This is a genomic window from Acidobacteriota bacterium (genome assembly GCA_026393755.1).
In the GTDB taxonomy this organism is placed as follows: Bacteria; Acidobacteriota; Vicinamibacteria; order Vicinamibacterales; family JAKQTR01; genus JBAXOX01.
Map to the genome: position 1 here is coordinate 45,141 of JAPKZO010000023.1, position 26,319 is coordinate 71,459.

25 protein-coding genes are annotated in these 26,319 nt (G+C 64.6%); 14 read left to right on the forward strand and 11 right to left on the reverse strand.

Annotated features, from left to right (window positions below; translation table 11 throughout):
* Positions 1-188: 188 nt before the first annotated feature.
* The 6 genes from NTV05_09060 to NTV05_09085 all read left to right on the forward strand — a co-directional run bounded on the left by NTV05_09060 (position 189) and on the right by NTV05_09085 (position 6,973).
* Positions 189-728, forward strand: a complete 540-nt coding sequence (locus NTV05_09060) for a periplasmic heavy metal sensor (GenBank protein ID MCX6544549.1) — start codon at positions 189-191, stop codon at positions 726-728.
* Positions 725-2,425 carry a TolC family protein gene (locus NTV05_09065; GenBank protein MCX6544550.1) on the forward strand — a complete coding sequence of 567 codons (1,701 nt, stop codon included), beginning with the start codon at positions 725-727 and terminating at the stop codon, positions 2,423-2,425. The genes NTV05_09060 and NTV05_09065 overlap by 4 nt, the downstream gene beginning before the upstream one ends.
* A 197-nt stretch (positions 2,426-2,622) precedes the next feature.
* Positions 2,623-4,446, forward strand: a complete 1,824-nt coding sequence (locus tag NTV05_09070; GenBank protein ID MCX6544551.1) for an efflux RND transporter periplasmic adaptor subunit — start codon at positions 2,623-2,625, stop codon at positions 4,444-4,446.
* Positions 4,447-4,450: 4 nt separating this feature from the next.
* Positions 4,451-5,251: an ABC transporter ATP-binding protein gene (locus tag NTV05_09075; protein ID MCX6544552.1), complete on the forward strand. Its 801-nt coding sequence runs from the start codon at positions 4,451-4,453 to the stop codon at positions 5,249-5,251.
* A gap of 8 nt (positions 5,252-5,259) precedes the next feature.
* Positions 5,260-6,480: an ABC transporter permease gene (locus NTV05_09080; protein MCX6544553.1), complete on the forward strand. Its 1,221-nt coding sequence runs from the start codon at positions 5,260-5,262 to the stop codon at positions 6,478-6,480.
* Between the two features lie 31 nt (positions 6,481-6,511).
* On the forward strand, positions 6,512-6,973 hold the full coding sequence (locus NTV05_09085; protein MCX6544554.1) for a hypothetical protein: 462 nt from the start codon (positions 6,512-6,514) through the stop codon (positions 6,971-6,973).
* Here the strand turns inward: NTV05_09085 and NTV05_09090 are convergent.
* The 9 genes from NTV05_09090 to NTV05_09130 form a co-directional block, all read right to left on the reverse strand.
* Positions 6,970-7,218, reverse strand: a complete 249-nt coding sequence (locus NTV05_09090; protein MCX6544555.1) for a hypothetical protein — start codon at positions 7,216-7,218, stop codon at positions 6,970-6,972. The two genes, NTV05_09085 and NTV05_09090, sit on opposite strands and share 4 nt — an antisense overlap.
* 41 nt (positions 7,219-7,259) lie before the next feature.
* Positions 7,260-8,114, reverse strand: a complete 855-nt coding sequence (locus NTV05_09095) for a carbon-nitrogen hydrolase family protein (GenBank protein MCX6544556.1) — start codon at positions 8,112-8,114, stop codon at positions 7,260-7,262.
* Positions 8,099-8,581 carry a 2-amino-4-hydroxy-6-hydroxymethyldihydropteridine diphosphokinase gene (gene folK / locus NTV05_09100; GenBank protein ID MCX6544557.1) on the reverse strand — a complete coding sequence of 161 codons (483 nt, stop codon included), beginning with the start codon at positions 8,579-8,581 and terminating at the stop codon, positions 8,099-8,101. Before folK ends, NTV05_09095 begins: the two co-directional genes overlap by 16 nt.
* A 9-nt stretch (positions 8,582-8,590) precedes the next feature.
* Entirely contained in the window at positions 8,591-9,067 is a 477-nt protein-coding gene (locus tag NTV05_09105) for a ferritin-like domain-containing protein (GenBank protein MCX6544558.1), read from the reverse strand.
* A gap of 11 nt (positions 9,068-9,078) precedes the next feature.
* Positions 9,079-9,411 (reverse strand): TraR/DksA C4-type zinc finger protein, encoded by a 333-nt coding sequence (locus tag NTV05_09110; GenBank protein MCX6544559.1) that lies wholly within the window; start codon positions 9,409-9,411, stop codon positions 9,079-9,081.
* Positions 9,412-9,635: 224 nt separating this feature from the next.
* The gene (locus NTV05_09115) at positions 9,636-10,040 is read right to left on the reverse strand and encodes a hypothetical protein (protein ID MCX6544560.1); all 405 of its coding nucleotides are present in this window, start codon (positions 10,038-10,040) and stop codon (positions 9,636-9,638) included.
* 197 nt (positions 10,041-10,237) lie between these two features.
* Positions 10,238-11,641 (reverse strand): heavy metal sensor histidine kinase, encoded by a 1,404-nt coding sequence (locus NTV05_09120; protein MCX6544561.1) that lies wholly within the window; start codon positions 11,639-11,641, stop codon positions 10,238-10,240.
* Positions 11,638-12,312 (reverse strand): response regulator transcription factor, encoded by a 675-nt coding sequence (locus NTV05_09125; protein ID MCX6544562.1) that lies wholly within the window; start codon positions 12,310-12,312, stop codon positions 11,638-11,640. The genes NTV05_09120 and NTV05_09125 overlap by 4 nt, the downstream gene beginning before the upstream one ends.
* A gap of 332 nt (positions 12,313-12,644) precedes the next feature.
* The gene (locus NTV05_09130) at positions 12,645-13,004 is read right to left on the reverse strand and encodes an STAS domain-containing protein (protein MCX6544563.1); all 360 of its coding nucleotides are present in this window, start codon (positions 13,002-13,004) and stop codon (positions 12,645-12,647) included.
* Between the two features lie 425 nt (positions 13,005-13,429).
* On the opposite strand from NTV05_09130, the gene nifJ reads away from it, so the two are divergent.
* Positions 13,430-16,993: a pyruvate:ferredoxin (flavodoxin) oxidoreductase gene (gene nifJ, locus NTV05_09135; GenBank protein ID MCX6544564.1), complete on the forward strand. Its 3,564-nt coding sequence runs from the start codon at positions 13,430-13,432 to the stop codon at positions 16,991-16,993.
* Between the two features lie 57 nt (positions 16,994-17,050).
* Positions 17,051-18,046, forward strand: coding sequence for a dihydroorotate dehydrogenase-like protein (locus NTV05_09140; protein ID MCX6544565.1), 996 nt, complete (start codon positions 17,051-17,053; stop codon positions 18,044-18,046).
* Between the two features lie 7 nt (positions 18,047-18,053).
* Here NTV05_09140 and NTV05_09145 read toward each other — a convergent pair whose 3' ends face one another.
* Positions 18,054-18,302, reverse strand: coding sequence for a zf-HC2 domain-containing protein (locus tag NTV05_09145; GenBank protein ID MCX6544566.1), 249 nt, complete (start codon positions 18,300-18,302; stop codon positions 18,054-18,056).
* Positions 18,299-18,925, reverse strand: coding sequence for an RNA polymerase sigma factor (locus tag NTV05_09150; protein ID MCX6544567.1), 627 nt, complete (start codon positions 18,923-18,925; stop codon positions 18,299-18,301). Before NTV05_09150 ends, NTV05_09145 begins: the two co-directional genes overlap by 4 nt.
* Positions 18,926-19,021: 96 nt before the next feature.
* Between NTV05_09150 and NTV05_09155 the strand changes: the two genes are divergently transcribed.
* From NTV05_09155 to NTV05_09180, 6 genes are all read left to right on the forward strand, one after another.
* Positions 19,022-20,356, forward strand: a complete 1,335-nt coding sequence (locus NTV05_09155; protein ID MCX6544568.1) for a TolC family protein — start codon at positions 19,022-19,024, stop codon at positions 20,354-20,356.
* Positions 20,356-21,549 (forward strand): efflux RND transporter periplasmic adaptor subunit, encoded by a 1,194-nt coding sequence (locus NTV05_09160; GenBank protein ID MCX6544569.1) that lies wholly within the window; start codon positions 20,356-20,358, stop codon positions 21,547-21,549. The genes NTV05_09155 and NTV05_09160 overlap by 1 nt, the downstream gene beginning before the upstream one ends.
* Positions 21,549-24,743: an efflux RND transporter permease subunit gene (locus tag NTV05_09165; protein MCX6544570.1), complete on the forward strand. Its 3,195-nt coding sequence runs from the start codon at positions 21,549-21,551 to the stop codon at positions 24,741-24,743. The genes NTV05_09160 and NTV05_09165 overlap by 1 nt, the downstream gene beginning before the upstream one ends.
* A gap of 32 nt (positions 24,744-24,775) precedes the next feature.
* On the forward strand, positions 24,776-25,495 hold the full coding sequence (locus NTV05_09170) for a universal stress protein (GenBank protein ID MCX6544571.1): 720 nt from the start codon (positions 24,776-24,778) through the stop codon (positions 25,493-25,495).
* A 42-nt stretch (positions 25,496-25,537) separates the two neighbouring features.
* Complete coding sequence (locus NTV05_09175) at positions 25,538-25,726, forward strand: DUF2892 domain-containing protein (GenBank protein MCX6544572.1); 189 nt, start codon at positions 25,538-25,540, stop codon at positions 25,724-25,726.
* A 118-nt stretch (positions 25,727-25,844) separates the two neighbouring features.
* Positions 25,845-26,273: a DUF302 domain-containing protein gene (locus NTV05_09180; GenBank protein ID MCX6544573.1), complete on the forward strand. Its 429-nt coding sequence runs from the start codon at positions 25,845-25,847 to the stop codon at positions 26,271-26,273.
* The last annotated feature ends 46 nt before the right edge of the window (positions 26,274-26,319 follow it).

The window sequence follows — 26,319 nt, forward strand, 5'->3', positions numbered from 1 at the left end:
TTGGAGGGCACTTTCGACTCCAGGACGTCAGCCTGTGACCCGGGGCCGTCGTTCAGGCGGCACACCTGCCTACGACCACGGCCGAGCGGGCCTGAACACCAATCGTCACCCTCTCTGGCTCATTTCTGGTAAACGTCCGGCTTTCGCCTGTCGTAATTCATTCCAGAAGGTGGAGGTGCAGGTCCGCCATGAAGTACAGGTGGTACGGTTTCATATTGGCAGTCGTGTTCTGCGTCGGTTTGTCCGCGGTGGCCGCCGCTCAAGAGACTGCTCAGGGGACTCCTCCTCAGGGCGGAGCCCCGCCGCGGTCTGGTGTGCTGCAGCAGGCGTTTTCATTCAAGTGGTGGCAGGACGCCCGATTCAAGACTGAACTTGGTCTGACGCCGGATCAGTGCAAGCGGGCCGAGGACGTGTACCAGGAGATCTTGCCGCGGATGACGACGGACAAGGAAGAACTGGATCGACTCGAGAAACGGCTTTCAGAAGTGGTCGCCGCGGGCGTGCTCCCCGAGGCGGACGTGGTCAGGCTGATTGATCAGGTCGAGACCGCCCGGGCCCAGTTGGGGAAGGATCGCACCCTGATGATCTATCGGTTGCGGCAGATGCTGACGCCGGATCAGCGGGCCAAGATGAAGGCCATGCACGATGCCCGGGAGAAAGAGCGGCGTCAAGGCCCGGTGGTGCGGAAGCGGCTCGAAGGGATGCCGCGCGAGGGAGGACTTTTGTGAAGAGGCGAGGTTACCTTACCGTTGGCATCATGATCGCGGGCGCCATTGTGATGTGCCCGTTTGGCGTGGCCGCCCAGTCGTCACCCGAATCGAAGGCCGCGGCCGACAAGCTGCGGATCGAGGAGTTGACGAAGTACGCGCGGACCACGTACGACCAGGCCACGCAGCAGACGGCTCCCCAGCGGCCGACACTCGAAGAACGGGCGCAGGCGCGGCCGGTCATCAAGTTGACGCAGGACGAGGCCGTCAAGCGGGCGCTCGACAACAACATCGACCTGACCGTCGCGCGGATGAACCCGCAACTGCAGGATATGTCGCTGAGCTCGTTCTATGCGGCGTACCTGCCCACGGTGACGTCGTTGGTCAATTCGACATCCAGCAATCCTCTGCCGACCTCGCTGCTCAACGGCGGCACCAACGTGACCAACCAGTCGCAGGCCTTCAATGCGGGAGTCACCAAGTTGATGCCGTGGTACGGCGGGAACTTAAGCGTCGGCTTCAACAACACCCGCACAAATACGAACAGCACATTTGCGACCCTCAATCCACAGTACACGTCGCAGCTCACGGCCACATACACGCAGCCGCTGTGGCGCAACTTCAAGATCGACTCGACGCGTCTTTCGATCCTGACCGGGAAGATCACGCGCGAACTGACGGACGTTCAGCTGAAATCGACCATCATCAATACACAGGCGAACACCCGAAACGCGTACTGGAACCTGGTCTACTCAATTCAGGCCCTCGAAGCTGCGAAGCAGTCGCTGGCGCTGGCGGAACGGCTGGTTCAGGACAACCAGACGCGCGTCGAGGTGGGCACGCTGGCCCCGATGGACGTGATCAGCGCGCAGGCGGAGGCAGCCACGAGGCGGCAGACGTTGACGTCGGCCGAGGCCACCCGCCGGACGGCCGAAATCACGCTCAAACGCCTGATTGTGAGTGGGACCGAAGACGTCATGTGGAATTCGACGATCGAGCCAGTCGATCGAGTGAACGTCGAGCGTACACCGGTCAATCTGGAAGCGGCCATCAAAGTCGCTCTTACCCAGCGCACGGATCTCGTGCAGGCCCGGCGCACGATGGATAGTAGCGACATCACCATCAACTACCTCAATAATCAGTTCAAGCCTCAGCTGGATCTGGTGGCCACCTATGGCACGCGCGGGCTGGGCGGTAACACGTTCATCTTCGACTCGACCAGGACCAACGTGATCGGCACGGTCCCCGGTAACTGGGTCGACGCCGCAAAGATGCTTTCAAAGGTCCAGTACCCGAACTGGACCGTCCAGTTGAACTTCTCGTACCCGATTGGCAACAGCACGGCCGACATCGCATATGCCAAGGCAAAGGTTCAGTACAAGCAGTCGCAGATCCAGTTGCGCGCGACGGAACTCCAGGTGGCGACCGACGTGACCAACGCGGCGCTGAATGTGGAGAGCACCTTCAGGCGGTACGAGGCGGCAATCGCCGCACGGCAGCTGTCGGAGAAGCGCCTCGAGGCCGAGCAAAGCAAGTTCGAGGTCGGCATGTCGTACAACTACCTCGTGGTTCAGGCTCAGCGCGATCTGAATGACGCCCGGAACACGGAGCTCAGAGCGGCACTGGATTATCGAATTGCGCTGACCGAGTTCGATCGCGTGCAGATTACGCCTTCGTCGGGCGGCTCCGGTGGCGTCACCGCGGTGACGGGCAGATAGCGACGCCGCCGCCAGCCGAGGGCGGAGGCGGCCATACGAGTTTTCCCCGGTGTGACGGTTGGTTGACGGAGGGGTCCGGCGCGCGAGACCCCCGGGTCGAAGCCCCGGGACAGGATAGACGCGGTCGGGCGGCAGATGAACGCAGGAGGTTCCGCGAACGCGCCGGCGATGCCGGTGCCAACGTGGCCGGATCAAACATGAAGAAACTGACTATTACTCTCATCGTATTGGTTGTGATCGCCGGTTCTGTCGGCGCCTACTACAAGTACGGCCGTCCCGAGGAAGTGACCAAGTTCACGTACCTCGCCGTCACCCGGGGCGACGTGGTCGAGTCGGTCGGCGCCACCGGCACCCTGCAAGCCGTCAGGACGGTCATGGTCGGCAGCCAGGTGTCCGGCCAAATCAAGTCACTCCGCAATGTCGACTTCAATTCCATCGTCCTGCAGGGTCAGGTCGTGGCCGAACTCGATCCGTCACTGTTCCAGACGCAGGTCGAGCAGGCCCAGGCGAACGTGACGCGGTCACAGACCGACCGCGATCGGCTCAAGATCACGGTCGAAGACAGCCGCAACAAGCTGACGCGGACGCAGAGCCTGTTCGATCGGAAGATTGCGACCCAGCAGGATCTGGAAACGGCCCAGGTCAACGTGCGCTCCGCCGAGGCGTCGCTCAAGTCGTCCGAGTCCTCGATTGTCCAGGCGCAGGCGTCGCTCAATCAGGCGCAGGTCAGCCTCGAGCATACGATTATCACGGCGCCCATCACCGGCATCGTGATCTCGCGCAATGTGGACGTGGGCCAGACGGTCGCGGCGAGCATGAACGCCCCGACCATTTTCATCATCGCCGGCGATTTGACTCAGATGCAGGTGCTCGCCAACGTGGACGAGTCCGATGTGGGCCGCATACGACCAAACCAGGTCGTACGGTTCAAGGTCGATGCGTTCCCGACTGAGGAGTTCTACGGATCGGTGTCACAGGTCAGGCTCAATCCCATCGTGTCGCAGAACGTTGTCACCTATGCGACCGTCATCGACGTGCCGAACCCGCTACTCAAGTTGAAGCTGGGCATGACGGCCAACGTGACCATCGAGATCGCCAAGAAGACCGACGTGCTGCGGATCCCGAATGCGGCGTACAGGTACCGCCCGACCAAGGACGTCTTCGATGCGCTGAAGTTGCCGTTCCCGGCCGAGTTGGCGCCGCGCGCCGCCGGCGCGCGCGGTGGCCCAGGTGGGGGAAGCGGTGGTGGCACTCGAGGTCAGGCCAACGGTGCGCGCGGGGAGGCTGACCAGAACGCTGTCGCGGTACCAGGTGCGGCGCCTGCCGGCGGCGCCCCACGCCCGTCAGCGGCTACACCGGCGTCCACGCCAGCGCCGGCACGGCCCGCCGAGGCGCCCAGTACGAGTGCGGCCCAGACGAGGGGACAGCGCGGCAACCGGCAACCCGGCGAGGCCGGATCTGGCGGTGGACGCGGAGGCGGCCGGCAGAGCATGCAGGAGCGCATGGCCAACATGACTCCGGCCGAGCGCGAAGCGTTTATCGCGAGGATGAAGGAGCGCGGCATCGATCCGAACAACCCGAGCGCGGGCCGCGGGGCCGGCGGTGGACGCGGTGGCGGCGGCATGACTGGCAGCCAGCCGGGTCGCGCAGGTGCGGCTCAACCGGCGCGCGCTGGGATCTCCGCGATCGCGGCCTCCAAGCCTGGCGCACAGACGATTGATCAGCTGTTCGGCGCGCTGCCACCGACGATGACGCGAGGCCGCGCCTGGATCTATGTCGGCGGACAACTCAAGTCCGTGCAACTTCGGCTCGGCATCTCTGATGGCACCTGGACCGAACTGCTTGGCGAGGAGCTGAAAGAAGGTCAGGAACTGGTCACCAACATCGTGACGCCCGCGATGGCAGCGGCGGCCGCCGCTCGACCGAGCGGCCAGCCCAATCAGAACCAGCAGCAGGGACGCGGCGCCAACCCGTTCCAGGGCGGCGGCGGCGGCGGGCGTGGCCCCGGTGGGGGGCGCTAGCGCCATGGCTGTCATCTCGGTTCGGAATCTGAAGAAGACCTATGTCGTGGGCGACATCCAGGTGCATGCCCTGCGAGGCGTGGCCGCGGACGTCGAGCAAGGCGAGTTTCTGGCGGTCACAGGACCGTCGGGTTCGGGCAAGTCCACGTTCATGCACATCCTGGGCTGCCTGGATCGCCCGACATCGGGCCAGTACATTCTGGATGGCCAGGACGTCTCGAAGATGTCGAGGGACGACCTGGCCAAGGTCCGGAACCACCGCATCGGGTTCGTCTTCCAGGGATTCAACCTGCTCTCGCGCACGAGCGCGATTGAGAATGTCGAACTGCCGCTGCTCTACAGCCGCGACCACATCAAGGCTGCGGAACGGCGCAAGCGCGCCATGGCGTCGTTGGAGATTGTCGGACTGCTGGAGCGGTCGCATCACCATCCGAACCAGTTGTCCGGCGGTCAGCAGCAGCGGGTCGCCATCGCACGGGCGCTGATCAACAACCCGTCGATCCTGCTGGCCGACGAACCGACCGGCAACCTCGACACCCGCACCAGCATCGAGGTGATGGACGTGTTCCAACGCCTCAATATCGAGCGGGGGATCACGATCCTGCTGATCACCCACGAGCACGACATCGCGGAATACGGCACGCGAACCGTCTCGTTTCGCGATGGCCATATCGTGCTCGATAGCAAGAACATCAAACGCCGGATGGCCAAGGACGAACTGGCTGCCCTGCCGTCCCGCGAGGCGGCGGAGGCGGCGGACGCAGCGGCGGCCGCATCGGTGTCGGCCAAGTTGGCGGCGGGGTAATCACCATGATGCGATTGTTCATGATTTTCCGGGTGGCCTTCAAGGCGCTCGGACGCAACAAGATGCGGACGGCGCTGACCATGCTCGGCATGATCATCGGCGTCGCGGCCGTCATCGCGATGGTGGCCCTCGGCAGGGGCGCGCAGGAGGGCATCGAGACGTCGATCCAGGCGGCCGGCACGAATTTGATCAACGTGTACGCCGGTAATTTCTCGATGGGCGGCGTGCGCCAGGGATCAGGTGCGGCCCAGACCCTGACGCTCGAGGATGCCGCAGCGATTCGCAACGAGGTATCTGGCATCCAGTATATGTCGGTGGGCGTCAACACGCGGCAGACGGTCGTCGCCGCCAATCAGAACTGGCAGACGCGCATCAATGGCATCGATGTCGAGTGGCCGCAGATCCGCTCCTGGGCCGTCAAGTACGGGGCATTTTTCGGTCAGCAGGATGTCACCAGTTCGGCCAAGGTGGCGGTGCTCGGGTCGACCGTATCGAACAATCTGTTCGGCGAGGAGGCGGATCCCACCGGCCAGATCATCAGGATCAAGAACCAGCCATTCAGAGTGATTGGCGTGATGACCAGCAAGGGCGCCAGTACCGGCGGCGACGACCAGGATGACAGCATCCTGATCCCGTACACCACGTGCCAGAAGAAATTGATGGGAATCCAGCACATCCAGAACATGACCATCTCGGCCACCTCAGCCGACGAGGTGCCGCTGGTGAAAAGCCGCGTGGAGACCTTGATGCGGACGCGTCACAACATCTTCCCGGGCGACAACGACGACTTCATGCTCCGCACGCTCGAAGAGATGACGGCCATGCGCACCGAGACGACCAGGACCATGACGGCTCTGCTGTCGGGGATCGCAGGCGTGTCGCTGCTGGTCGGCGGCATCGGCATCATGAACATCATGCTGGTGTCGGTTACGGAGCGCACGCGCGAGATTGGCCTTCGGATGGCCATCGGCGCCAAGGGTCGGGACGTCCTTATGCAATTCCTGGTAGAGGCCGTCGTCTTGAGCCTGTTTGGCGGCGGGATAGGCATCGCGTGTGGATTCGGGCTGGCCAAGATCGTCACGCAGGTGTGGGCGTATCCCACGGCGATTTCGCCCGATTCGATCGTGCTGGCCTTTGCCTTTTCGGCTATCACCGGCATCTTCTTTGGATTCTATCCGGCCACCAAGGCCGCCAAGCTCGACCCGATTGAAGCACTGAGGTTCGAGTAACGTCACGTCAACCACAAGGAGTAACGGCAACATGACAAGAAGGTTTGCATTTCTCGCGATTCTCCTGGCCGTCGCATTGGCGGTCCCCTCGTTTGCCCAGGCCCCGAAGATCGACTTCTCGGGCAAGTGGATCCAGGACATGGAGAAGAGTGATCCGGCTCCGGCCGGCCGTGGTGGTGGTGCAGCTAACCCCCAGCAGATCACGATCACCCAGACGCCCACCGAACTCACCATTGAGCGCACAACGGGCCAGGGCACGCAGAAGACCGTCTACAAGCTGGACGGCAGCGAGAGCTCCAATGCGGGTCGCGGTGGCGACGTGAAGAGCAAGACGAACTGGGACGGCCCCAAGCTGGTCACCAAGTACCAGCAGACGATGGGCGAGAATACCGTTGACGTCACCGAGACGCGCAGTCTCGAGACCGACGGCACGCTCAAGGTCGTGACGGCGCGCGGGACCAACACGCGCACGGTCGTCTTCAAGAAGGGCTAACCGTCGAGCGCCTTCAGTTCAGCATCGAGCGCCGCGAGCGCCCGCTCCAGCATCAGCCGCCGGGCGGGCGCCGTGGCGTCGGTCAGATCGGCCGCTGTCCTTTTCCGCGCAAGTTCCAGCGTCGCGCGACGCGTGGAGCGGGCGCGTTCCTCCTCGGACAGCGGTCGATCTCTCTTTTCGGCGCGGCCTCGCGCGGCCTCTTCCTGCTGCGATTCAACAGACTTGCTTTCCCAGCCTCTGGCCATATCAATCCGGGGATTCCCGCCTTCGCTGACGTCTCACTCCATCAGCTTCGGCGTGGCAAGCGGGGTTCGGGATTCGGCATCAGAAGATTCGGGATGAGGTCCGCGCGCCTGTCCCTCAAGAACAGCTTCCGCGCGTGGCAGTCAGCCAACGTCGAGTAGTCCACCTCAGCATACAGTATGACCTCTTCCCCGGCCGCCGCCCGCGCGGTCACCCGCCCGGCCGGATCACAGACAAACGACTCCCCCGCAAATTCCATATCCGGCTCGGCACCGACGCGATTGGCGAGCGCCGTGAAATAGCCGTTCTGGAACGCCGCCACCCGCAACTCAGCTTCGTACAGTCCGTCGGGCCACTCCCCCACCATCCCGGCCTGCGGCACCACGACAAGATCGGCGCCGTGCAGCGCCAGGCTCCGCATCACTTCCGGATAGTGCCGGTCGTAGCAGATCGCCACGCCAATTCTCCCGGCGGCCGTGTCGTACACGGGCATGCCGTGGTCGCCAGGCGTGTAATAGTCCTGCTCAAAGAAGCGGGGCATCTGCGCAATGTGCAGCATCCGGGTGGTGCCCAGTAGCCGGCCATCAGCATCAATCACGGGCGAACTGTCATAGGCCCGATCCTGCTCACGCTCATAGAGATTGAGCACGACGACGACCCCCAGTCTTGCGGCGAGGCTGGAGAACGCGTCAGTGGTGGGGCCTGGCACCGTCTCCCCCAGCGCTGCCGGAACCGGTCCGCCGGGGCGACAGCATGGGAAGAAGGGTGTGAACGCCAACTCCGGAAACGCCACCAGTCTCGCGCCGCCCGAGGCCGCCTCTGCGACCGCCTCGAGTCCTCTCGCGACGTTGGCGGTCAGGTCTGGTCCGGCCCGATGTTGGACTATGGCGATGCGCACGCGTGATGCTCCTTCCACCGCTCGTACAGCTGGCCGACCGTCAGTCCCGTTGTCGGGTCACTCATGTCGGGTGCGATCTGGGCCAGGGGCCGCAGCACGAATTCGCGCTCCCGAAACCGCGGGTGCGGCACCGACAGCCCGGTCTCGTCGACAATCCGAGCGCCAAACAAGATCAGATCCAGGTCGAGCGTCCTGGGCGCGCCAGGATGGGGCCGATGTCGGCCGCACGCCTGTTCGATGGCGAGCAGGCGCTCGAGCAGCGATCGCGCGTCGAGGGCGCAAACCCCCGTCAACGCGCCATTCAGAAACCGGGGTTGTGGCTCGACGCCGACCGGTTCGGTCTCGACCAGATCCGAGACGATCATGTCGGACAGTTCGCGTCGCAGCAGGACGATGGCGTGTCGGAGATGCGCTCTCCGCTCGCCGAGGTTGCTGCCGAGCGCTATCGCGACGCGCTCCACGGGCACGCGACCGGGTTAACCGATCCAGCGGGTCGACAATACGCCGCCGCCGGTCCCGGTGGTGTCGGGTCTGCGGCCGAGCAGGTCGTTCCGGCCGGTCGCCGCCAGTTCGAAAAAGCGCTGATGTTCAACCGCCTCACCCAGCATCAGGTCGAGCATCTTCCGGTGACGCGCATGGGTGATCGCCAGCACGCGAGGCCGCCAGCGCGCGACGAAATCGCGCTCGGCCGCCACGTCCGCCTCGAACAGCACCCGTGCGCCCGCTTCGCCTTTGGCAGGCACCGGCACGTCGGGAACCGTTACGTCGGCGTCGAACGGCTCACCCGCATCGCTGAGCGCCGCCCTCAGCCAGCACAGGTGGGTTTCTTCCCGCCCGATCACCTGCTGATAGGTGTTGTTGAAGTCATAGCTCGAGACCATCTGCGCAGCCCGCTCGTGACGGCGCATCAACGCCAGTTTGTCCCGGCAGACGTCCCGCAGCACGGTGACCAAATCCGTCGGCTTCACGAGTTCTGCTTTTCCTTGCAGCCGATGCAGACACGGGTCCAGGGAATCGCGCTCAACCTTGGCGCCGAAATGGGCTCCCCGCAGTCCCGGCACACGCCGTACGTCCCCTTGTCGAGCCTGACCAGCGCCTCTTCGATCGCCTGCAGGATCTTCGCGTCGGTCTGTTTCAGCTTCAGCTGAATGTGGACTTCGTTGTTGCCATCCGCCTGATCGGCGAGATCGCCCTGTCGCGAGTTGGTCTCAATCGACGCCTGGAGGGGTCGGATGCCTCCCTGCGACAGGAGTTCCATCCTCTTCCTCAGCAACGTCTCCCGGTTCGTGTCGGACATTCCTCACTCCTGCGTGCCCCAATGCCGAAATGCGCCCGTGCATCCCGAGCGACCGAATGGCCGATCATAGCACGTCCATTTCAATCAGGAAGCGGGCCGACTGACCGGTGGGAGTCTGGCGACTCCTCATCTTCGTCCATCGCCTGGCGGCGTCAACGGGGGGGGCGTGTAGATGTCGGCCGGCGGACCCCGGGCGTCTGGTTCGCCGGCCGGGCAGGCAGAGGCTACTTCTTGGCGTGCGGGCTTTTCACCGACTCGTGGGTATGTTTCGCCTTGGTCACGAGCACCAGATAGCCGTCCTCTCCGGGGACCTGCAGTTCAGAGAGGTAGAGTTTGCCGTTGAGCTTGTCAAAGACCACTTCCGCATCTGTCAGGGCCTTGCGCTCGGAGATGCGCGTCTCAACCGGCAGGAGCACGCCGGCCTTCTTCACGTTCATCGGCTCCAGATTGAGGACATCGCGCGTGCCGTTCGCGACGAGGGAGTACGAGCCAGCCACGAAGGTCTGACCGCGTGCCACGAAATCGAAGGACGTCTGGAAATTGTACCGCTCCTGGGCGAGCGCCGGCCGACTGCCTGCCACGACCACGAGTGCGACTGCCACGACTCTGAGTAACCTGCGAAGTCTCATAACTCACCTCCTGGCGCGTTCATCATCGCGCCGGTCTACTTGATGAGACGGCCGGCAGATGAGCCAGGGCCTTAAGCCAGGATTAATTGCGCTTAATTTTCTCGTGATTCGGGATGGACGCTGCCGGCGCGCCTGAAAGGCGCTCAACGGGCCGTCGCCGGGGTCGCCCCGGGGCTGTCGAGCGACAGCGGCCGGGGTCAGGCTCGACCGACTGGCAACGTGACGGTAAACGTGGAGCCTTCACCGAGCCGGCTCTCGACACTCGCCGTCCCGCGGTGTTGTTCCGCAATCCATCTGACCAGGCTGAGGCCGAGTCCCGCACCCTCAGTCGCGGGCGAACGGGCGCGATCGGCCCGAAAGAAGCGCTCGAACACATGTGGAGCATCTTCGATCGACAGACCGATGCCGGAGTCCTCCACGTCTATCCGGGCCATGTCGGCCTGCCGGGAGAGTCGCACCACCACCCGGCCATCCTCCTCGGTGAACTTCAGGGCGTTTCCAAGAAGGTTCAGCAGCAGCCGCCGGAGCCAGCCGGTGTCTCCGTCGACGATCACAATCCCTGACTTCTCGCAGCTCAACGAAATGGATCTCGCCTGAGCGACCGGTTCGAGCTGCTCAACGAGAGAGGCTGCCAGATCTCCGAGATCGACCGGCGCAAACGTCAGTCGAATCTGTCCAGCCTCGGCGCGGGCCAGAGTCAGGATCTGATCGATCAATCGCGTCAGCCTGTCGATCTCCTCAATCTCGCTCGACAACACGCGCTGCTGTGCGTCGCTCGTGCCCGGAATCCGAAGGGCCAGCTCAATCTCGCCCCGTAGCGCCGCCAGCGGCGTGCGCAATTCGTGCGCCAGCGCGGCGCTGAACTGACGCATTTCTCCGACGGCGTGTTCCAGACGGCCGAGAGTCTCGTTGAACGCGTACGCGACCCGATCGAGTTCATCGTCTGCTCCCCGAACAGGCAGACGGTAATCGAGGGTCGTCACGTCGATCTGTCGCGCTGCCCCAGCCATCCGCGAGAGGGGGCGCAAGGCTACACCGGAAAGCCACCACGCGCCGAACGCGGCGGCGAGCAGCGCTGCCGGCACGGGCCAGAGCAGCAGGTCTCGATAGCGCCCCAACGCGGCATCCATCGGGGCCAGGGGGACTCCCACCTGCAGGAGATACGCGGCGTGGCCCGGCAGCGTCCTCAGGCTGGAGGCCACGCGAAGCCGGCCATACGCGGTCTCGACATCGAATCGTGTCGGCTGAGCGCGAAACGCTCTGACCTCGGCGGGAGTCAGCTCGAGACCGAGAGACGTAAAGCCGCTCGACGTCGCAAGACGACGCCCCGTCTCGACATCGTAGACCCGGAAGTACCTGGTCGCCTCGTGGACAAACGCCGCCTGGTCGTTGTCGCTGGCATCGAATGCGACCGAGGCGGTGTCGCCACCCAACTGCAGATACCCGTGAAGGCCGTCTGTCAATTGCGTGAGGCGTTCGGTGACGTCGGCGTCGAGCCACCGGTCCAGCAGTTGATAGGACCCGATGCTGAATGCCGCGAGCACTACCCCGAACACGACCGTGGAGATCGCCGCCAGCCGGGCGCGCAACGACAGGATCATGACGGCGAATCGGTGAGGATGTAGCCCACGCCGCGGATGGTGCGAATCAGGGGAACGGCGAATCCCCTGTCAATCTTGTTTCGCAGCGAATTGATGTGCACTTCGACGACGTTGCTGATGCTGTCGAAGTGGATGTCCCAGACGTGCTCGATGATCAGGGTCTTCGGCAGCGGCCGATCGGCGTGCTGCATCAGAAACTCGAGGAGCGCGTATTCCTTGGGTTTCAGGTCGATGGCGGTTCCGCCTCGCCGCACGCTCCGACGAACGGTGTCCAGTTCGAGGTCGGCGACGCGCAACACGCTCTCCCTGGGTTCTCCGCGCCTGAGCAGCGCCCGGAGGCGAGCCGACAGCTCAGCCAGCGCAAACGGCTTCGTCATGTAATCATCCGCGCCGGCATCCAGACCCGTCACGCGATCGTCCAGCGAGTCTTTCGCCGAGAGAATGATCACGGGAAGTGACGCCTTCCACGCGCGGATGTCGCGGAGCACCTGGAACCCGGACCGGCCCGGCAGCATCAAGTCGAGTACGACCGCGTCATAGTCGATCGTGCGAGCCTGCTCTCCGGCCCCGGCGCCGTCGTGAAGAAGGTCGACGGCGTAGCCCTCCTGCTCCAGGCCGGTCTGGATGAAGCTCGCAACTTTCCGATCGTCTTCAATCACCAGGACGCGCATCATCTACCCCGCGTTGGTTGGCGGATGCCGGGACGCTGGCCCACAGTCCTGCGGGAACCCGCTTTCACGCCCTCACAATACAGGGAGTGCGCCCTGGGCAACAAGTGGCTGCATCATCATCAGCCTGGCCTGCGGTGGGTCGGCTCGGCCGGACGCGGAGGTCGCGTACGCGCTCGTCCGACGCGGAATTCGAGCACCGCGTCGGGGACGGGCTCTTCTCGAGATGGACTGGCCAGATGAGGTGCCCGTGACCTCTCTGTTCACTCTTGAACACCTCCTGGTGCCGGTTCATCCCGGTCTGGCGCCATGCACCCGCGCACGCCCGGTGGCGCTCAATGGGGCACGGTTGCCTGCTCAAAGCTGGCCAACGCCTCTGGTTCGTCCTCGAAGCAGTCGAACACCGTCACGAGCTTCGTCAACACCAGGAGATCGTTGAGCCGCTTGTTGACGTTGACCAGCTTGACGGCCGCGCTCCGGTTCCGCGCGGCGGATTGCGCCTGGACGAGATCCCCGAGCCCGGCGCTATCCACATATCGCACGTGCCCGAGATCGAGCACGAGACGGGTATGCCCTTCCTGAATGACGCGTCGAACGGTGTCCGCCACTCGAGGGACTCCGCTTCCAGTCATGGTGATGTCGCCCAGAATCGACAACACGACCACGTCTCCCACGGCCCGTTGCTGGATGTCCATGACACCCTCGCTCCCATGACGTGTGTCTTCCCGGAAGGACGGACCGCCCCGCGAACCATGATGGTCGCCGCGGCGGTCCGCCACGCGCGCATTCGGCATCGTGCTCGTTCTATCCGATGAGACGATCGGTCCCCCGTCGGGGACATGAAGTCGGGATTAATTGCACTTAATATTGATCGTGGTTCCGCCGCCGCGCGCGGGACTTCACAAAGGCGCGCCAGCGTAGTACGCTTTAAGGGAGATCGGTGAGCGGTTTGCCACCGGCGTGGGCGTCTGTTCAGTTCCCCCCGCTTGACCCTCGCGGCGCTATCCAACGTGTGGCCCCAGCGGCAGTTCGCACCCGACGCCGAGACGAGGCACATCGTGTGGCCGTGACGTCGGCACCGATAGTCTGCGCTCGAACCAATTCCGGAGACACGAAACACATGACACGTGCGCACATCACGATCGACGGCAACGAGGCGGTCGCCTCCGTTGCGCATCGCACCAACGAAGTCATCGCCATCTACCCGATCACGCCGTCGTCGAACATGGGGGAATGGTCTGACGAATGGTCCGCCAAGGGGAAGACAAACATCTGGGGCACGATTCCGCTCGTGGCCGAACTGCAGTCGGAGGGAGGCGCGGCCGGGGCCGTCCACGGCGCACTCCAGTCCGGCGCGCTGACGACGACGTTTACGGCGTCGCAGGGCCTGCTCCTGATGATCCCCAACATGTACAAGATCGCCGGTGAGCTGACCTCGTTCTGCATGCACGTGTCGGCGCGCACGGTCGCCTCGCACGCGCTGTCGATCTTCGGTGACCACTCCGACGTGATGGCGTGCCGGCAGACCGGATTCGGGTTGCTCTCGTCCGGCTCGGTCCAGGAGGCGCACGATTTCGCGGCCATCGGCCAGTTGGCTACCCTCCATGCCCGGGTGCCGTTCCTGCACTTCTTCGACGGCTTCCGCACGTCGCACGAGGTCGCCAAGATCGAAGAACTGACCAACGAGGATCTGCTGGCGCTCCTGCCGGCCGACCTGATTGCGGCGCACCGGAAGAGGGCGTTGACACCCGATCGCCCGGTCCTGCGGGGCACGGCCCAGAATCCCGACGCGTTCTTCCAGGCGCGTGAGGCCTGCAACTCGTACTACACCGCGTGCCCGGGGCACGTTGAAGCCGCGATGCGCGCGTTTGAGGCCCGCGTCGGGCGCCAGTACCAGCTGTTCGAGTACGTCGGCGACCCGCATGCCGAGCGCGTCATCATCATGATGGGATCGGGCGCCGAAGTGGCGCACGAGGCCGTCGAATGGCTCAACGCACGGGGCGAGAAGGTCGGCCTCATCAAGGTCCGGCTGTTCCGGCCGTTCTCGATCGCCCACTTCGTCAAGGCGCTGCCCGCCACGGTCAAGGCGATTTCCGTGCTCGACCGGACGAAAGAACCCGGCTCCATCGGCGAGCCGCTCTATCTCGACGTGGTGACCGCGCTGCGAGAGGCCCGCGATGCCGGCTTGTCGGCCTTCACGACCGACCCGAAAGTGGTGGGCGGACGATACGGACTCTCGTCGAAGGAATTCACGCCGACGATGGTCAAGGCGGTCTACGACAATCTCTCGCAGCCGACACCGCGTAACCACTTCACCATCGGCATCATGGACGATGTGACGCACCTGTCGCTGCCGTACGACATGGACCTCGACATCGAGCCGGATTCGGTACGACGCAGCGTCTTCTTCGGTCTCGGCGCCGACGGCACGGTGGGGGCCAACAAGAACTCCATCAAGATCATCGGTGAGGAAACCGACAACCACGCCCAGGGCTACTTCGTGTACGACTCGAAGAAGGCCGGCGCGATCACCATCTCGCACCTGCGGTTTGGCCCGAAACAGATCCGGTCCTCGTACCTCGTCAAGCAGGCCGGGTTCGTCGCCTGTCACCAGTACGAGTTCATGGACCGGTACGACGTGCTCTGCTACGCCGCGCCGGGCGGCACGTTCCTGTTGAACAGCCCATTCGGTCCGAAGGAAGCGTGGGACCACCTCGCGAAGGAAGTCCAGGAGGCCATCGTCGAGAAGAAGCTGGCGTTCTACGTGATCGACGCCTATCAGGTGGCGCGCGAGACCGGCATGGGCTCGCGCATCAACACCGTGATGCAGACCTGCTTCTTCGCCATCTCCGGCGTGCTGCCGCGCGACGAGGCCATTGCGCAGATCAAGAAGGCGATCCAGAAGACCTACGGCAAACGCGGGCCGGAGGTGGTGCGGAAGAACTTCGCGGCGGTCGATCAGACCCTGGCAAACCTCCACAAGGTTGACGTGCCCGCCGCCGTCACCGCCACGCGCGCCATGCCGCCGGTTGTCTCCGACAAGGCGCCCGACTTCGTGAAACGTGTGACGGCCGTCATGCTCGCCAACAAGGGCGACCTGCTGCCGGTCAGCGCCTTCCCGGTGGATGGCACCTGGCCGACCGCCACCGCACAGTGGGAGAAGCGGAACATCGCGCAGGATATCCCGGTGTGGGACGAGTCGATCTGCATCCAGTGCAACAAGTGCATCCTGGTCTGTCCGCACGCCGCCATTCGCGCGAAGGTGTACGAGTCGGACTGCCTGAAGAACGCCCCGGCCACGTACAAGACGATGGATTTCAAGGGCAACGAGTTCAAGGGCTTGAAGTACACCATCCAGATCGCGCCGGAGGATTGCACCGGCTGCACCCTCTGCGCGGCGGTTTGCCCGGCCAAGGACAAGTCGAACCCGAAGCACAAGTCGCTGGACATGCACCCGCAGCGGCCGCTCCGCGACAGCGAGCGCGAGAACTATGCGTTCTTCCTTGATCTGCCGGAGGTCGACCGCACCAAGGTGAAGCCCGACATAAAGGGCTCGATGTTCCTCCAGCCGCTCTTCGAGTATTCGGGCGCGTGCGTCGGGTGCGGGGAAACGCCCTACGTCAAGCTGCTCACGCAGTTGTTCGGTGACCGGACCCTCGTGGCCAATGCGACGGGCTGCTCGTCCATCTACGGCGGCAACCTGCCGACCACGCCCTTCGCGGTGGACCGGAACGGACGCGGCCCGGCCTGGTCGAACTCGCTGTTCGAGGACAACGCGGAGTTCGGCTTCGGCTATCGCCTCGCGATCGACAAGCACGCCGAACAGGGCCGGGAACTGCTCAAGAGCATGGCCTCGCAGATTGGCGAGTCGCTCGTCGACGACCTGCTCAAGGCCGATCAGTCGTCCGAGGCAGGCATCAGCGAACAGCGGAAGCGGGTGGTGATCCTCAAGCAGAAGCTGTCGGACATCAATTCCGATCAGGCGCGCTGGCTTCAGAACCTCGCCGATTACCTCGTGCGCAAGAGCGTCTGGATCGTGGGAGGCGACGGCTGGGCCTACGACATCGGCTACGGCGGACTCGACCACGTGCTGGCGATGGGCAAGAACGTCAACATCCTGGTGCTCGACACCGAGGTGTACTCCAATACCGGCGGCCAGCAGTCGAAGGCCACCCCCATCGGGGCATCGGCCAAGTTCGCGACGGCCGGCAAGGCCACGGGCAAGAAGGATCTCGGGATGATGGCGATGGCGTACGGCAATACGTACGTCGCCCATGTGGCCTTCGGCGCGAAGGACGTCCAGACGGTGCGGGCGTTCCAGGAAGCCGACGCGTACCCCGGGCCCTCCATCATCATCGCCTACAGCCACTGCATCGCGCACGGCTACGACCTGGCCCTCGGGCTCGAACAACAGAAACTGGCCGTGGATTCGGGCTACTGGCCGCTCTACCGCTTCGACCCAAGGCGGGCAGCCAACGGCGAGAGCCCGCTGGTTCTGGATTCTCCGGCCCCGAAGATCGACCTGGTCAAGTACACCGGCAACGAAAGCCGGTACCGAGTGGTCGAACAGATGGACCCGGCCCGTTACAAGATGCTCCAGGCGCTTGCGCAGCACGAGGTCACGACGCGCTTCAGTGTCTACGAGCAGCTGGCGAAGCTGGCGTTCCCGGTGACCAAGCAGTAATCGCCTTGCACATCTGCCCGGTCTCCCGTATCGGGAGCCGGGCGTTGGAGAGCCCACATGGATCTGTCGACGACCTATCTCGGACTGAACCTGCCGCACCCGATCATGCCCGGCGCCTCACCGTTGGTGGACCACCTCGACGTGGTGAAGCAACTCGAGGACGCGGGCGCGGCGGCCATCACCATGCACTCGCTGTTCGAGGAGCAGATCACCCGCGAGCAGCAGGGCATGGTGTACCACATGGAGCTGGTCAACAACAGCCATGCCGAAGCCCTGTCCTACTTCCCGCAGGCCGATCAGTTCCGGCTCGGGCCGCACCAGTACCTCGAACAGATCCGCCTCATCAAGCAGGCGGTGAACATTCCGGTCATCGCGTCGCTGAACGGCACGACGGCGGAGGGCTGGATCAACTATGCCGCGCTGGTCGAACAGGCGGGCGCGAATGCGCTCGAACTGAACGTGTATCACGTGGCCGCTGACCCGTCCGAGCCCGGCGCCGCCGTCGAACAACGGCTGCTCGACATCGTCCGGGCCGTCAAGGGTTCGGTCAAGCTGCCGATTGCCGTCAAGCTCTCGCCGTTCTACTCATCGGTCTCGCACCTCGCCGTCAAGCTCGACGCGCTGGGTGTGGATGCGCTGGTGCTCTTCAACCGCTTCTACCAGCCCGACTTCGACATGAGCGTGCTCGAAGCCGTGCCGACGCTCCACCTGTCGAACTCCCATGATCTGCTCCTGCGGCTGAGGTGGCTCGCCGTGTTGTTTGGCCGCACGAAGGCTCGGCTGGCGGTGACGGGCGGAATCCACACGTCCGAGGACGCCTTGAAGGCCGTCATGGCGGGAGCGAGCGGCGTGCAGGTCGTGTCGAGTCTGCTGCAACACGGCCCCGGACACATCAAGACGCTGGTGAACGGGATGCGGACGTGGCTCGAAGAGCACGAGTACCACTCTCTCAAGCAGGCGTTGGGCAGCATGAGTCTTGAGCGGAGCCCAAGCCCGGCGGCGTTCGAGCGCGCCAACTACATGAAGGTGCTGGCGGCCTACCGGATGGAGTAGGCAGGAACTAGGGATTCAGCAGCGTCGCCACACGAGCCTTGGCTCTGGCCCGCACGGCGGCCGGCAGACGCGTGGCGCTGGCGTCCCGGCAGAGCGACACCGTGTGCCTCAGACTCTCTTCCAGGCTGTGACAGCACGGACAGCGACGAAGGTGCGCCGTCAACGCCCGGCGCTCGGCGGCGCTCAGGTCGCCATCGATGTAACGGGACACCCGCTCCAGCAATTCACGACAGCGATCCGATCGGACGGACTTCATCGCGCCTCCAGTTGTTGACGCAAGAGTAACCGCGCTCGGTGCAACCTGGTCTTGACGTTGGCTTCTGAAATGCCCACGACCGTGGCGACGTCTCGGGTGGACAGCCCCTCGATTTCGCGCAAGAAGACAATGACCCGAAACTCGGGGGACAACGTCTGAAGCGCTCGCCGCAGTGTCCGTCGCAGGCGCGAATTCGCCACGACCTCGTCTGGCCTCGGTCCGCTGTCGGGTACGTCCATCGTCTGAACCGAGCCGTCCTGCCCGACCGCCAACTCGTCGAGCGACACCATGTGTGCGGGTTCGTGCACGCGCTTGCGCCGGCCGATCAGGCACGCGTTCTTCACAGTCCGGTACAGCCACGTGCGGAATGCCGCCGGATCCTTGATCTGGCTGGCGAACCGATAGGTCTTCAGCAACGCCTCCTGCATGGCATCATCGGCGTCGTCGGCATGGCCGCACACGAGGAGACTGAACCGGTACGCCACTTCCTGTGCCCGCATCAAGAGGCGTTCCATAGCCTGCTTGTCGCCAGTCTGCGCCGCCACCAGCAGCGCCTCGTAGTCGATCTCTCGACGATGGCCGGCTGCCCCGCTTGAAGGATTCGCGTTTCCTGAATCGGTCACAACGCCCGTGATTGTACAGCGAATGTCGTTCCGATTCGCCGGTCGAGAGCGAAACTGTAACCTCCGGACCCAACCGTGAATCTCTGGATGGCACCTATGAATATCCAGAGCACGAAGCGCATCTCCATTGCCGCCATTCTGGCGCTCCTCGCCTTTCCCGGGTGGACGGCGGCGCAGAATCCGTTGGCACTTGAGGAGGCCATCGGTCGAGCCTCCCGGAACAACCCGGGCGTACGCGCAGCCCGTGCCTCCGAGGTAGAGGCCGCGTCGCGCGTGGATCAGGCGCGGTCGATCTTCCTTCCCCGGGTCGACGTGACCGAATCGTGGCAGCGGGGAAACCAGCCCGTGTTCGTGTTCGGATCGCTGCTCGGGCAGCGCCAATTCGGGCCGGCCAACTTCGATATCGTGGCGCTTAATCACCCTGACGCCCTCACGAACATCCGAACCGCCTTCAGCGCCGAGCAGGTGGTATTCGATGCCGGGCGCATGAGCGCCGGGATGCGCATGGCCAATCTGGGCGCGCAGGCGGCTGCGCTTGGCACCCGCGATGCCATCCAGGCGCTGAGACTGGCCGCGACGCAGGCGTATGGCGGGGTCCTGATGGCGCAGGCCCAACGCCGCGTGGCCGAATCCGCCATCACTGGCGCGCAAGAGGATGTGTCGCGCGCCGAGCACCGCCGCGACGCGGGTCTGGCCACCGAGGCCGACGTGCTCGCGGTTCGCGTCTACTTCGCCCAGATGCGGCAACGCGCGATTTCGGCGGCCAGTGCGGAAACCATTGCGCGGGCCCTTCTGAACGAAGTGATGGGCGAGCCAATCGACTCGATCTTCCAGCTGCAGGAGCCGGTGCAGCCGCCTGACGACACACGGCCGGCAGCGTCCGGCGACGATTCGGAGATTCTGAAGAACCGAACCGACGTGGCGCGCGTCGCTATCCAGACGCAAATCGCCTCGGCTCAGGTGTCGGCCGCACGATCGGCCTGGCTGCCCCAGGCGGTCGTGCAGGGGGACTATGAATTCAACGGCGGCTCCCTCTCGAGCCACGTCTCCTCCTGGACGGTCGGCGCGGCCGTTCGCTGGAACCTCTTTTCTGGTATGGCCGACGCGGCGAAGCTCAGGGAGGCTCGTGCCGCCCTGGAGCGGGCACAGGCCGAACGCGATCGGGCCGAGGCCCACGCGCGCGTCGAATGGCGTTCAGCCGTGGCGCGTCTTGACGAGTCCCGGGCGCGCGGTGACGTCGCCCGCACGGCCCGTGCTCAGGCTCGCGAAAGCCAGCGCATCATCCGCGATCGGTACGAAGCGGGTCTCGTCACCGTCAATGACGTGCTGCGTGCCGCCACGGCGGTCGTCGACTCGGATCTCCAATACACGTCCGCCATCGTGGATATTTTCGTCAACCGGGCGCTCGTCGATCGGGCGCGAGGTCAGTAATGCCGATGACACAATACCTGTTCGCGGCTGCGCTGGGATGCGCGGCCCTCGTCTCAACAACCAGTTGCGCCAGGCCAGAATCCCGCGCGACGAGTGCCTCATCTCCGGTCGCCGTCACAGTGATTGACGTTCGGTCACAGGACCTCCGGCAGACGTTCGAAGCCGGCGGTGTGGTGCGCGCCACGACGTTGGCGAACATTACCGCCAGAATCATGGCGGAGGTGCGCCGCGTCCCGGTCAAGCCGGGCGACCGTGTCCGTGCCGGACAGGTGCTGATTGTGCTCGACGGACGCGACCTCCAGGCCAATAGGGCTCGTTCGATGGCGGGTGAAGCCGGCGCCAGGCAGGCCGCGTCGATGGCCGAGGCTGACCGGCAGGTGGCGCTGGCCATGCTCTCGCTCGCTCAGGTCGGCCACAAGCGCGTCAGCGAACTCAAGGCGAAGAACTCCGCAACCCAGGGAGAACTTGACGACGCCGTCGCCGCGCTGCGATCGGCCGAGGCACGCGCGAAGGGCGCTGAGGCTCGCGTCACTGCGTCGCACGACGAAATCGAGGCGGCGGCTGCCGCCGTCGCCGGGGCCAGCGCCATGGCGTCGTATGCCACATTGACCGCACCGTTCGATGGTGTCGTCACGGAGAAGTCTGTCGACGTTGGCTCGATGGTCGCGCCGGGCCAACCCTTGCTCAGCGTCGAGGACACGCGGCGATTCCGGCTTGATGTGCGCCTCGACGAATCCCGCGCCGCTCTGGTCAGCGTGGGCGCAGTGGTCCGAGTGTCGCTCACAGACGCCAGTGGCTCGGGCCGGCCCGAAGCTGCCTCGGACGAGGAGTTCGACGGCACGGTTTCAGAGGTCTCCCGGATGCTCTCAGCCGAGAGTCACGACTTCCTCGTCAAGATCGAGTTCCCACCGACGACGAAGGCGCGCTCCGGGATGTACGGCAGGGCGCGATTCCTGGCTTCGACCCGACCCGGCCTGGCTGTGCCTGTCTCCGCGCTCGTGCGACGAGGCCAGCTGGCGTTCGTGTACGTAGTTGAACGTGACAATCGAGCGCATCTTCGGATGGTGAATGCGGGTGAACCGTCAGACGGCGTCGTCGAGATTCGATCGGGCCTGCTCCAAGGCGAACGCGTCGTCGCGGCGCCATCGCCCGCGCTGACCGACGGATCACCCGTGCCGGCGGGTGCACGCTGATGACGCGACCACACGGGCTCGCTGGCCGCCTCGCGGCGGCCTTCATGGATTCCAAGCTGACGCCGTTGTTCCTCCTGGCCGCTATCGGTGTGGGCGTCCTGTCGATTGTCGGCCTTCCGCGCGAGGAAGAGCCGCAGATCATCGTGCCGATGATCGATGTGATGGTCGCGATGCCCGGTGCGTCCCCGACCGAAGTCGAACAGCGTGTCACTCGGCCGATCGAGAAATTGCTCTGGGAGATTCCCGGCGTCGAGTACGTCTATTCCACCTCGAGTCCGGGCATGTCGATTGCCATTGTCCGCTTCCTGGTCGGCCAGGACCAGGAACAGGCCATTGTCCGGTTGAACCAGAAGCTCCTGGCCAACATGGACCTGATGCCGCCCGGCGTCACGCCTCCCCTCGTCAAGCCGCGTTCGATCGACGACGTGCCGGTGATGGCGCTCACGCTGTGGGGTGCCCGTTACCAGGACACCGAACTTCGTCGCATCGCCGAGCAGATGCACGACGCGATCAAGGAACTCGCCGATGTCTCGGAGGTCACTATCACGGGCGGTCGGCCGCGTCAGATCTCGGTCGATTTGGATCCGGCCAGGCTGGCGTCGTATGGGCTCGATCCGCTGTCGGTGTCGAGAGCTATTCAGGGCGCCAACGCGCGCCAGCGCGGCGGTGACGTGGTCAGCCGAAACCAGGTCAGCCTCGTCGAGTCCGGGGGATGGATTCGCACGACAGCCCAACTGGCCGATCTCGCTGTGGATAGCCGCGGCGGACGTTCGGTCTGGCTCCGGGATGTCGCTGCGGTCCGCGACGAAGATGGCGAGCCGACCAGCTATGTCACCTATCACACGCCCGATGGTCGTGCCTACCCCGCCGTCACCGTCTCGGTCGCCAAGCGCAAGGGCGTCAACGCCATTGAACTGACACGACGAATCGCCCAGAAGGTCGACACCCTGCGCGGCGTCGTCCTGCCTGCCGACCTCAACGTCACTGTCACGCGAAACTACGGCGACACGGCCTCGCACAAGTCCAACGAACTGCTCTGGCACATGCTGATTGCGGTGTTGTCGGTCGGCCTGCTGATCTGGATCACGCTCGGCCGGCGCGAGGCCGCCGTCGTGCTCGTCGCCATCCCGGTGACGCTGGCGCTGACGCTGTCAGTCTTCTACATCTACGGCTACACGCTGAACCGGATCACCCTGTTCGCCCTCATCTTCTCAATCGGTATCCTGGTGGATGACGCCATCGTCGTCGTCGAGAACATCGTGCGGCATGCCCGTCTCTCGAATGAGGAGTCGGCCAGTTTCTCCGCTATCGTCGTCAAGGCCGTCGACGAGGTCGGCAACCCCACCATCCTGGCCACGCTCACCGTGATCGCGGCGATTCTCCCGATGGCGTTTGTCGGCGGTCTGATGGGGCCCTACATGCGGCCGATCCCGGTTGGAGCGATCGCCGCCATGGTGTTCTCGCTGATTGTCGCGTTCGTGGCGACCCCCTGGGCGGCGAAGCGGCTGCTCGGCGGCGCAGGCAGCCACGAGCACGTCGCCGAGGACCGGCTCACCGGGCTCTATCGCCGGCTGATGACGAGGATCATCAGCGACGCCCGGGTGCGCTGGTCGTTTCTGGGCGGCGTGGCCATCTTGTTGCTGGGTGCCATGGCCCTGGTGCCGTTGAAGCTCGTCACCGTCAAGATGCTTCCGTTCGACAACAAGAGTGAGTTTCAGATCATCGTCAACATGCCAGAGGGCACGCCGCTCGAAGATACCGCGCGTGTGGCCAACGAAATCGCTCGAGCCACTGCCGTCGAACCCGAAGTCACCAGTGTCCAGACCTACGTGGGCGCCGCCTCCCCGTACAACTTCAATGGCCTCGTGCGGCACTACTTCCTGCGCACTGGTCAGAATCAGGCTGATCTGCAGGTGAATCTCGTCTCGAAGGATGAGCGCAGCGCTCAGAGTCACGCCATCGCGAAGCGGGTCCGCCAGGCCATCTTCCCGATCGCGCAGAGGGCTGGCGCACGGGTTCAGGTGGCCGAAGTCCCGCCCGGGCCGCCCGTCCTGCAAACCCTGGTTGCCGAGGTGTACGGCCCGGACCAGGCACGGCGCATGGAACTCGCACGACAGGTCCGGACGATCTTCGAACAGGCCCCCGGCGTCGTCGACGTCGACTGGTACGTCGAAGCGCCGCAGATCAAGGTGCGGCTCGAGGTCGACAGCGAGAAGGCCGCCGCGGCCGGCGTTCCGGCTTCTGCCGTGGCTGCCATCGTCAGCATGTCTGGTGCCGGCCAGCCGGCCGGTCTGCTGCACGACGACCAGGCCCGGCGCGATGTCCCGATCATCCTGCGCCTGCCCCGCGCCGATCGGGGATCGCTGGACGCGATCCGGAGCGTGCGCGTGGTAGGGCAATCGAACGCCGCGATCGGCGAACTCACACGGACGGTGACGACGAGTGAGCCGCCGAGCGTGTACCACAAGAACCTGCAGCCGGTCACGTACGTGGTGGGCGACGTCGGCGGGGCATTCGAGAGCCCCGTGTATGCGATTCTCGCGATGAACCGCGCGATCGACCAGGTGCGCATGCCCGAGGGATATCGGTTCGAGATCTTCAACGCCAGGCAGCCATTCGACACGTCGCGCTACGCGATGAAGTGGGACGGCGAATGGCATATCACGTACGAAGTATTCAGAGATCTCGGCCTGGCGTTTGCCGCCGTGCTGCTGCTCATCTACATCCTGGTGGTCGGCTGGTTCCAGAGTTTCCTGACGCCGCTCACGATCATGGTCGCCATTCCGTTTTCGCTGGTCGGCATCCTGCCGGCCCACGCCATATTCGGAGTGTTCTTTACGGCGACATCCGTGATCGGGTTCATTGCCGGGGCCGGCATCGTGGTCCGCAATTCCATCATCCTGGTCGACTTCATCGAGCTGCGCCTCAGTGAGGGCATGCCGCTCGAAGAAGCGGTCGTGGATGCGGGCGCCGTCCGATACAGGCCGATGGCACTCACCGCAGCCGCCGTGGTCGTCGGAGCGGCCGTCATCCTGTTCGATCCGATCTTCCAGGGACTGGCGATTTCACTCATGGCTGGAGGACTCGCCTCGCTGCTGCTGTCGCTGCCGACGGTGCCGGTGATGTACTACGTGACCAACAAACGCCTGCAGCGGCGGGCTGCCAGGCAGGCGTCCGACGTGGCCGGAGTCTGAGGCTCTCTCGGGAGCTGGGAGGAGGAAGCATCATGTGGACCTATCCGCCACGACACATCCTGGTGCCGGTCGACTTCGGGGAGGCGTCCGCTCGCGCGCTGGCGATCGCCGGTGTGTTGGCGACGGCCCATCACGCTTCCGTGGCGGGCCTGCACGCCGAGACGCTGGACGTGCCGCCCTACTTCACGCACGATCAACTCAGCAGCGTGGAGCGGCATCTGGCCGCCTCGCGCACCGAAGCGGCGCGCTACCTGGCCGCGTTCGTCCACCGGGCTGTCCCCCACGCCACGACGCAACTGGTTGACGGACCGCCGGTGCCCTCCATCCTCGTGGCCGCCGACGGCGCCGATCTCGTCGTGATGGGAACGCACGGACGCCGCGGCCCGAGCCGCTGGTGGATCGGTTCGGTGGCAGAACGCGTCGTGCGCGAAGCTCGCGTTCCGGTGCTGGTCACACGGGCCACCTCGCCGGAGGCAGATCCGGTGCGGATCTTCAGCCACCTGGTCGGGGTGGCGGGACCAGAGTTTGATGGTGAGGCGCGGCACTACGCCGGGGGGATCGCCGGGAGTTTCGGCGGGCGTGTCGGCGAACGAGCCATCGGCGCGGTGGATGACATGTTGTGCGATCCCCAGGCTTCGATGATGGTGGTCGGCCTGGCCCGCCGGCATGGACACGCGTGGTTTGGCGACATCGCCGAGCGTCTCGTCAGGGCCTGCACGCTTCCGATGCTGTTTGTACCGGTCGATCAGTGAGTGCGCGCGGCTGGACGCCGCGGTGGAGAGGGAAGAGAATCGATGAATGTCGAACGGACGTTGAGGCTCATCGCCGGCATCTTTGTCCTGGCCAGCGTACTGCTGGGAATCTGGGTACACCCGGGGTTCTTCTGGTTCACCGCCTTTGTGGGCCTCAATCTGGCGCAGTCCGCGCTGACCAACTGGTGCCCCATGATGAGCATCCTGCGGACGCTGGGAGTTCGAGGGTAAAATGGGGACGGCGTCAACGCCTGCGTACGCGGGCGGGATTTCGATCCGCCAGAACGGGCGTTGACACCGGTTTTTCAAACAGTCGCTGCTCCCTCGGCGGCTCGGATTGGAGTGGTTCATGAACGAAACACGTTACGGAATGGGCATCGAGGTCGCGCTGGTCTACGAGGTGGCGCTCGAGCGCACGATGGAGGCACTCAAGGCCGAGGGCTTCGGCGTGCTCACCACGATTGACGTCAAGCGGACGCTGAAAGAGAAGCTCGACAAGGACTTCCGGAAATACACGATTCTCGGCGCGTGCAATCCCCCGCTGGCCCATCGCGCCATTCAGGCCGAACTCGAGGTCGGATTGCTGCTGCCGTGCAACGTGATTGTGTACGAAAGCGAGACCCCCGGCCGCAGTGTCGTGTCGGCGATGGCGCCGATGGCCGCGCTCGGCATCGTCGGCGGCAATCCTGAACTCAAAGAGGTGGCGCGCGAGGCCGATGAACGCCTCCGCCGCGCATTGAAGACGTTGGAAACCGCGCACCGGGAAGGGACGGCGTAGCCTGATGGATTATCTCGGTCCGATCGCATTTCTGGTGATCTGGGTG

Excerpts from the sequence above, each read along its gene's own strand:
- NTV05_09060 (MCX6544549.1), top strand. The coding sequence starts at position 189 with ATGAAGTACAGGTGGTACGGTTTCATATTGGCAGTCGTGTTCTGCGTC.
- NTV05_09070 (MCX6544551.1), top strand. The coding sequence starts at position 2,623 with ATGAAGAAACTGACTATTACTCTCATCGTATTGGTTGTGATCGCCGGT.
- NTV05_09075 (MCX6544552.1), top strand. The coding sequence starts at position 4,451 with ATGGCTGTCATCTCGGTTCGGAATCTGAAGAAGACCTATGTCGTGGGC.
- NTV05_09080 (MCX6544553.1), top strand. The coding sequence starts at position 5,260 with ATGCGATTGTTCATGATTTTCCGGGTGGCCTTCAAGGCGCTCGGACGC.
- NTV05_09085 (MCX6544554.1), top strand. The coding sequence starts at position 6,512 with ATGACAAGAAGGTTTGCATTTCTCGCGATTCTCCTGGCCGTCGCATTG.
- NTV05_09090 (MCX6544555.1), bottom strand. The coding sequence starts at position 7,218 with ATGGCCAGAGGCTGGGAAAGCAAGTCTGTTGAATCGCAGCAGGAAGAG.
- NTV05_09110 (MCX6544559.1), bottom strand. The coding sequence starts at position 9,411 with ATGTCCGACACGAACCGGGAGACGTTGCTGAGGAAGAGGATGGAACTC.
- NTV05_09115 (MCX6544560.1), bottom strand. The coding sequence starts at position 10,040 with ATGAGACTTCGCAGGTTACTCAGAGTCGTGGCAGTCGCACTCGTGGTC.
- NTV05_09120 (MCX6544561.1), bottom strand. The coding sequence starts at position 11,641 with ATGATCCTGTCGTTGCGCGCCCGGCTGGCGGCGATCTCCACGGTCGTG.
- NTV05_09125 (MCX6544562.1), bottom strand. The coding sequence starts at position 12,312 with ATGCGCGTCCTGGTGATTGAAGACGATCGGAAAGTTGCGAGCTTCATC.
- NTV05_09130 (MCX6544563.1), bottom strand. The coding sequence starts at position 13,004 with ATGGACATCCAGCAACGGGCCGTGGGAGACGTGGTCGTGTTGTCGATT.
- nifJ (MCX6544564.1), top strand. The coding sequence starts at position 13,430 with ATGACACGTGCGCACATCACGATCGACGGCAACGAGGCGGTCGCCTCC.
- NTV05_09140 (MCX6544565.1), top strand. The coding sequence starts at position 17,051 with ATGGATCTGTCGACGACCTATCTCGGACTGAACCTGCCGCACCCGATC.
- NTV05_09145 (MCX6544566.1), bottom strand. The coding sequence starts at position 18,302 with ATGAAGTCCGTCCGATCGGATCGCTGTCGTGAATTGCTGGAGCGGGTG.
- NTV05_09155 (MCX6544568.1), top strand. The coding sequence starts at position 19,022 with ATGAATATCCAGAGCACGAAGCGCATCTCCATTGCCGCCATTCTGGCG.
- NTV05_09160 (MCX6544569.1), top strand. The coding sequence starts at position 20,356 with ATGCCGATGACACAATACCTGTTCGCGGCTGCGCTGGGATGCGCGGCC.
- NTV05_09165 (MCX6544570.1), top strand. The coding sequence starts at position 21,549 with ATGACGCGACCACACGGGCTCGCTGGCCGCCTCGCGGCGGCCTTCATG.
- NTV05_09170 (MCX6544571.1), top strand. The coding sequence starts at position 24,776 with ATGTGGACCTATCCGCCACGACACATCCTGGTGCCGGTCGACTTCGGG.
- NTV05_09175 (MCX6544572.1), top strand. The coding sequence starts at position 25,538 with ATGAATGTCGAACGGACGTTGAGGCTCATCGCCGGCATCTTTGTCCTG.
- NTV05_09180 (MCX6544573.1), top strand. The coding sequence starts at position 25,845 with ATGAACGAAACACGTTACGGAATGGGCATCGAGGTCGCGCTGGTCTAC.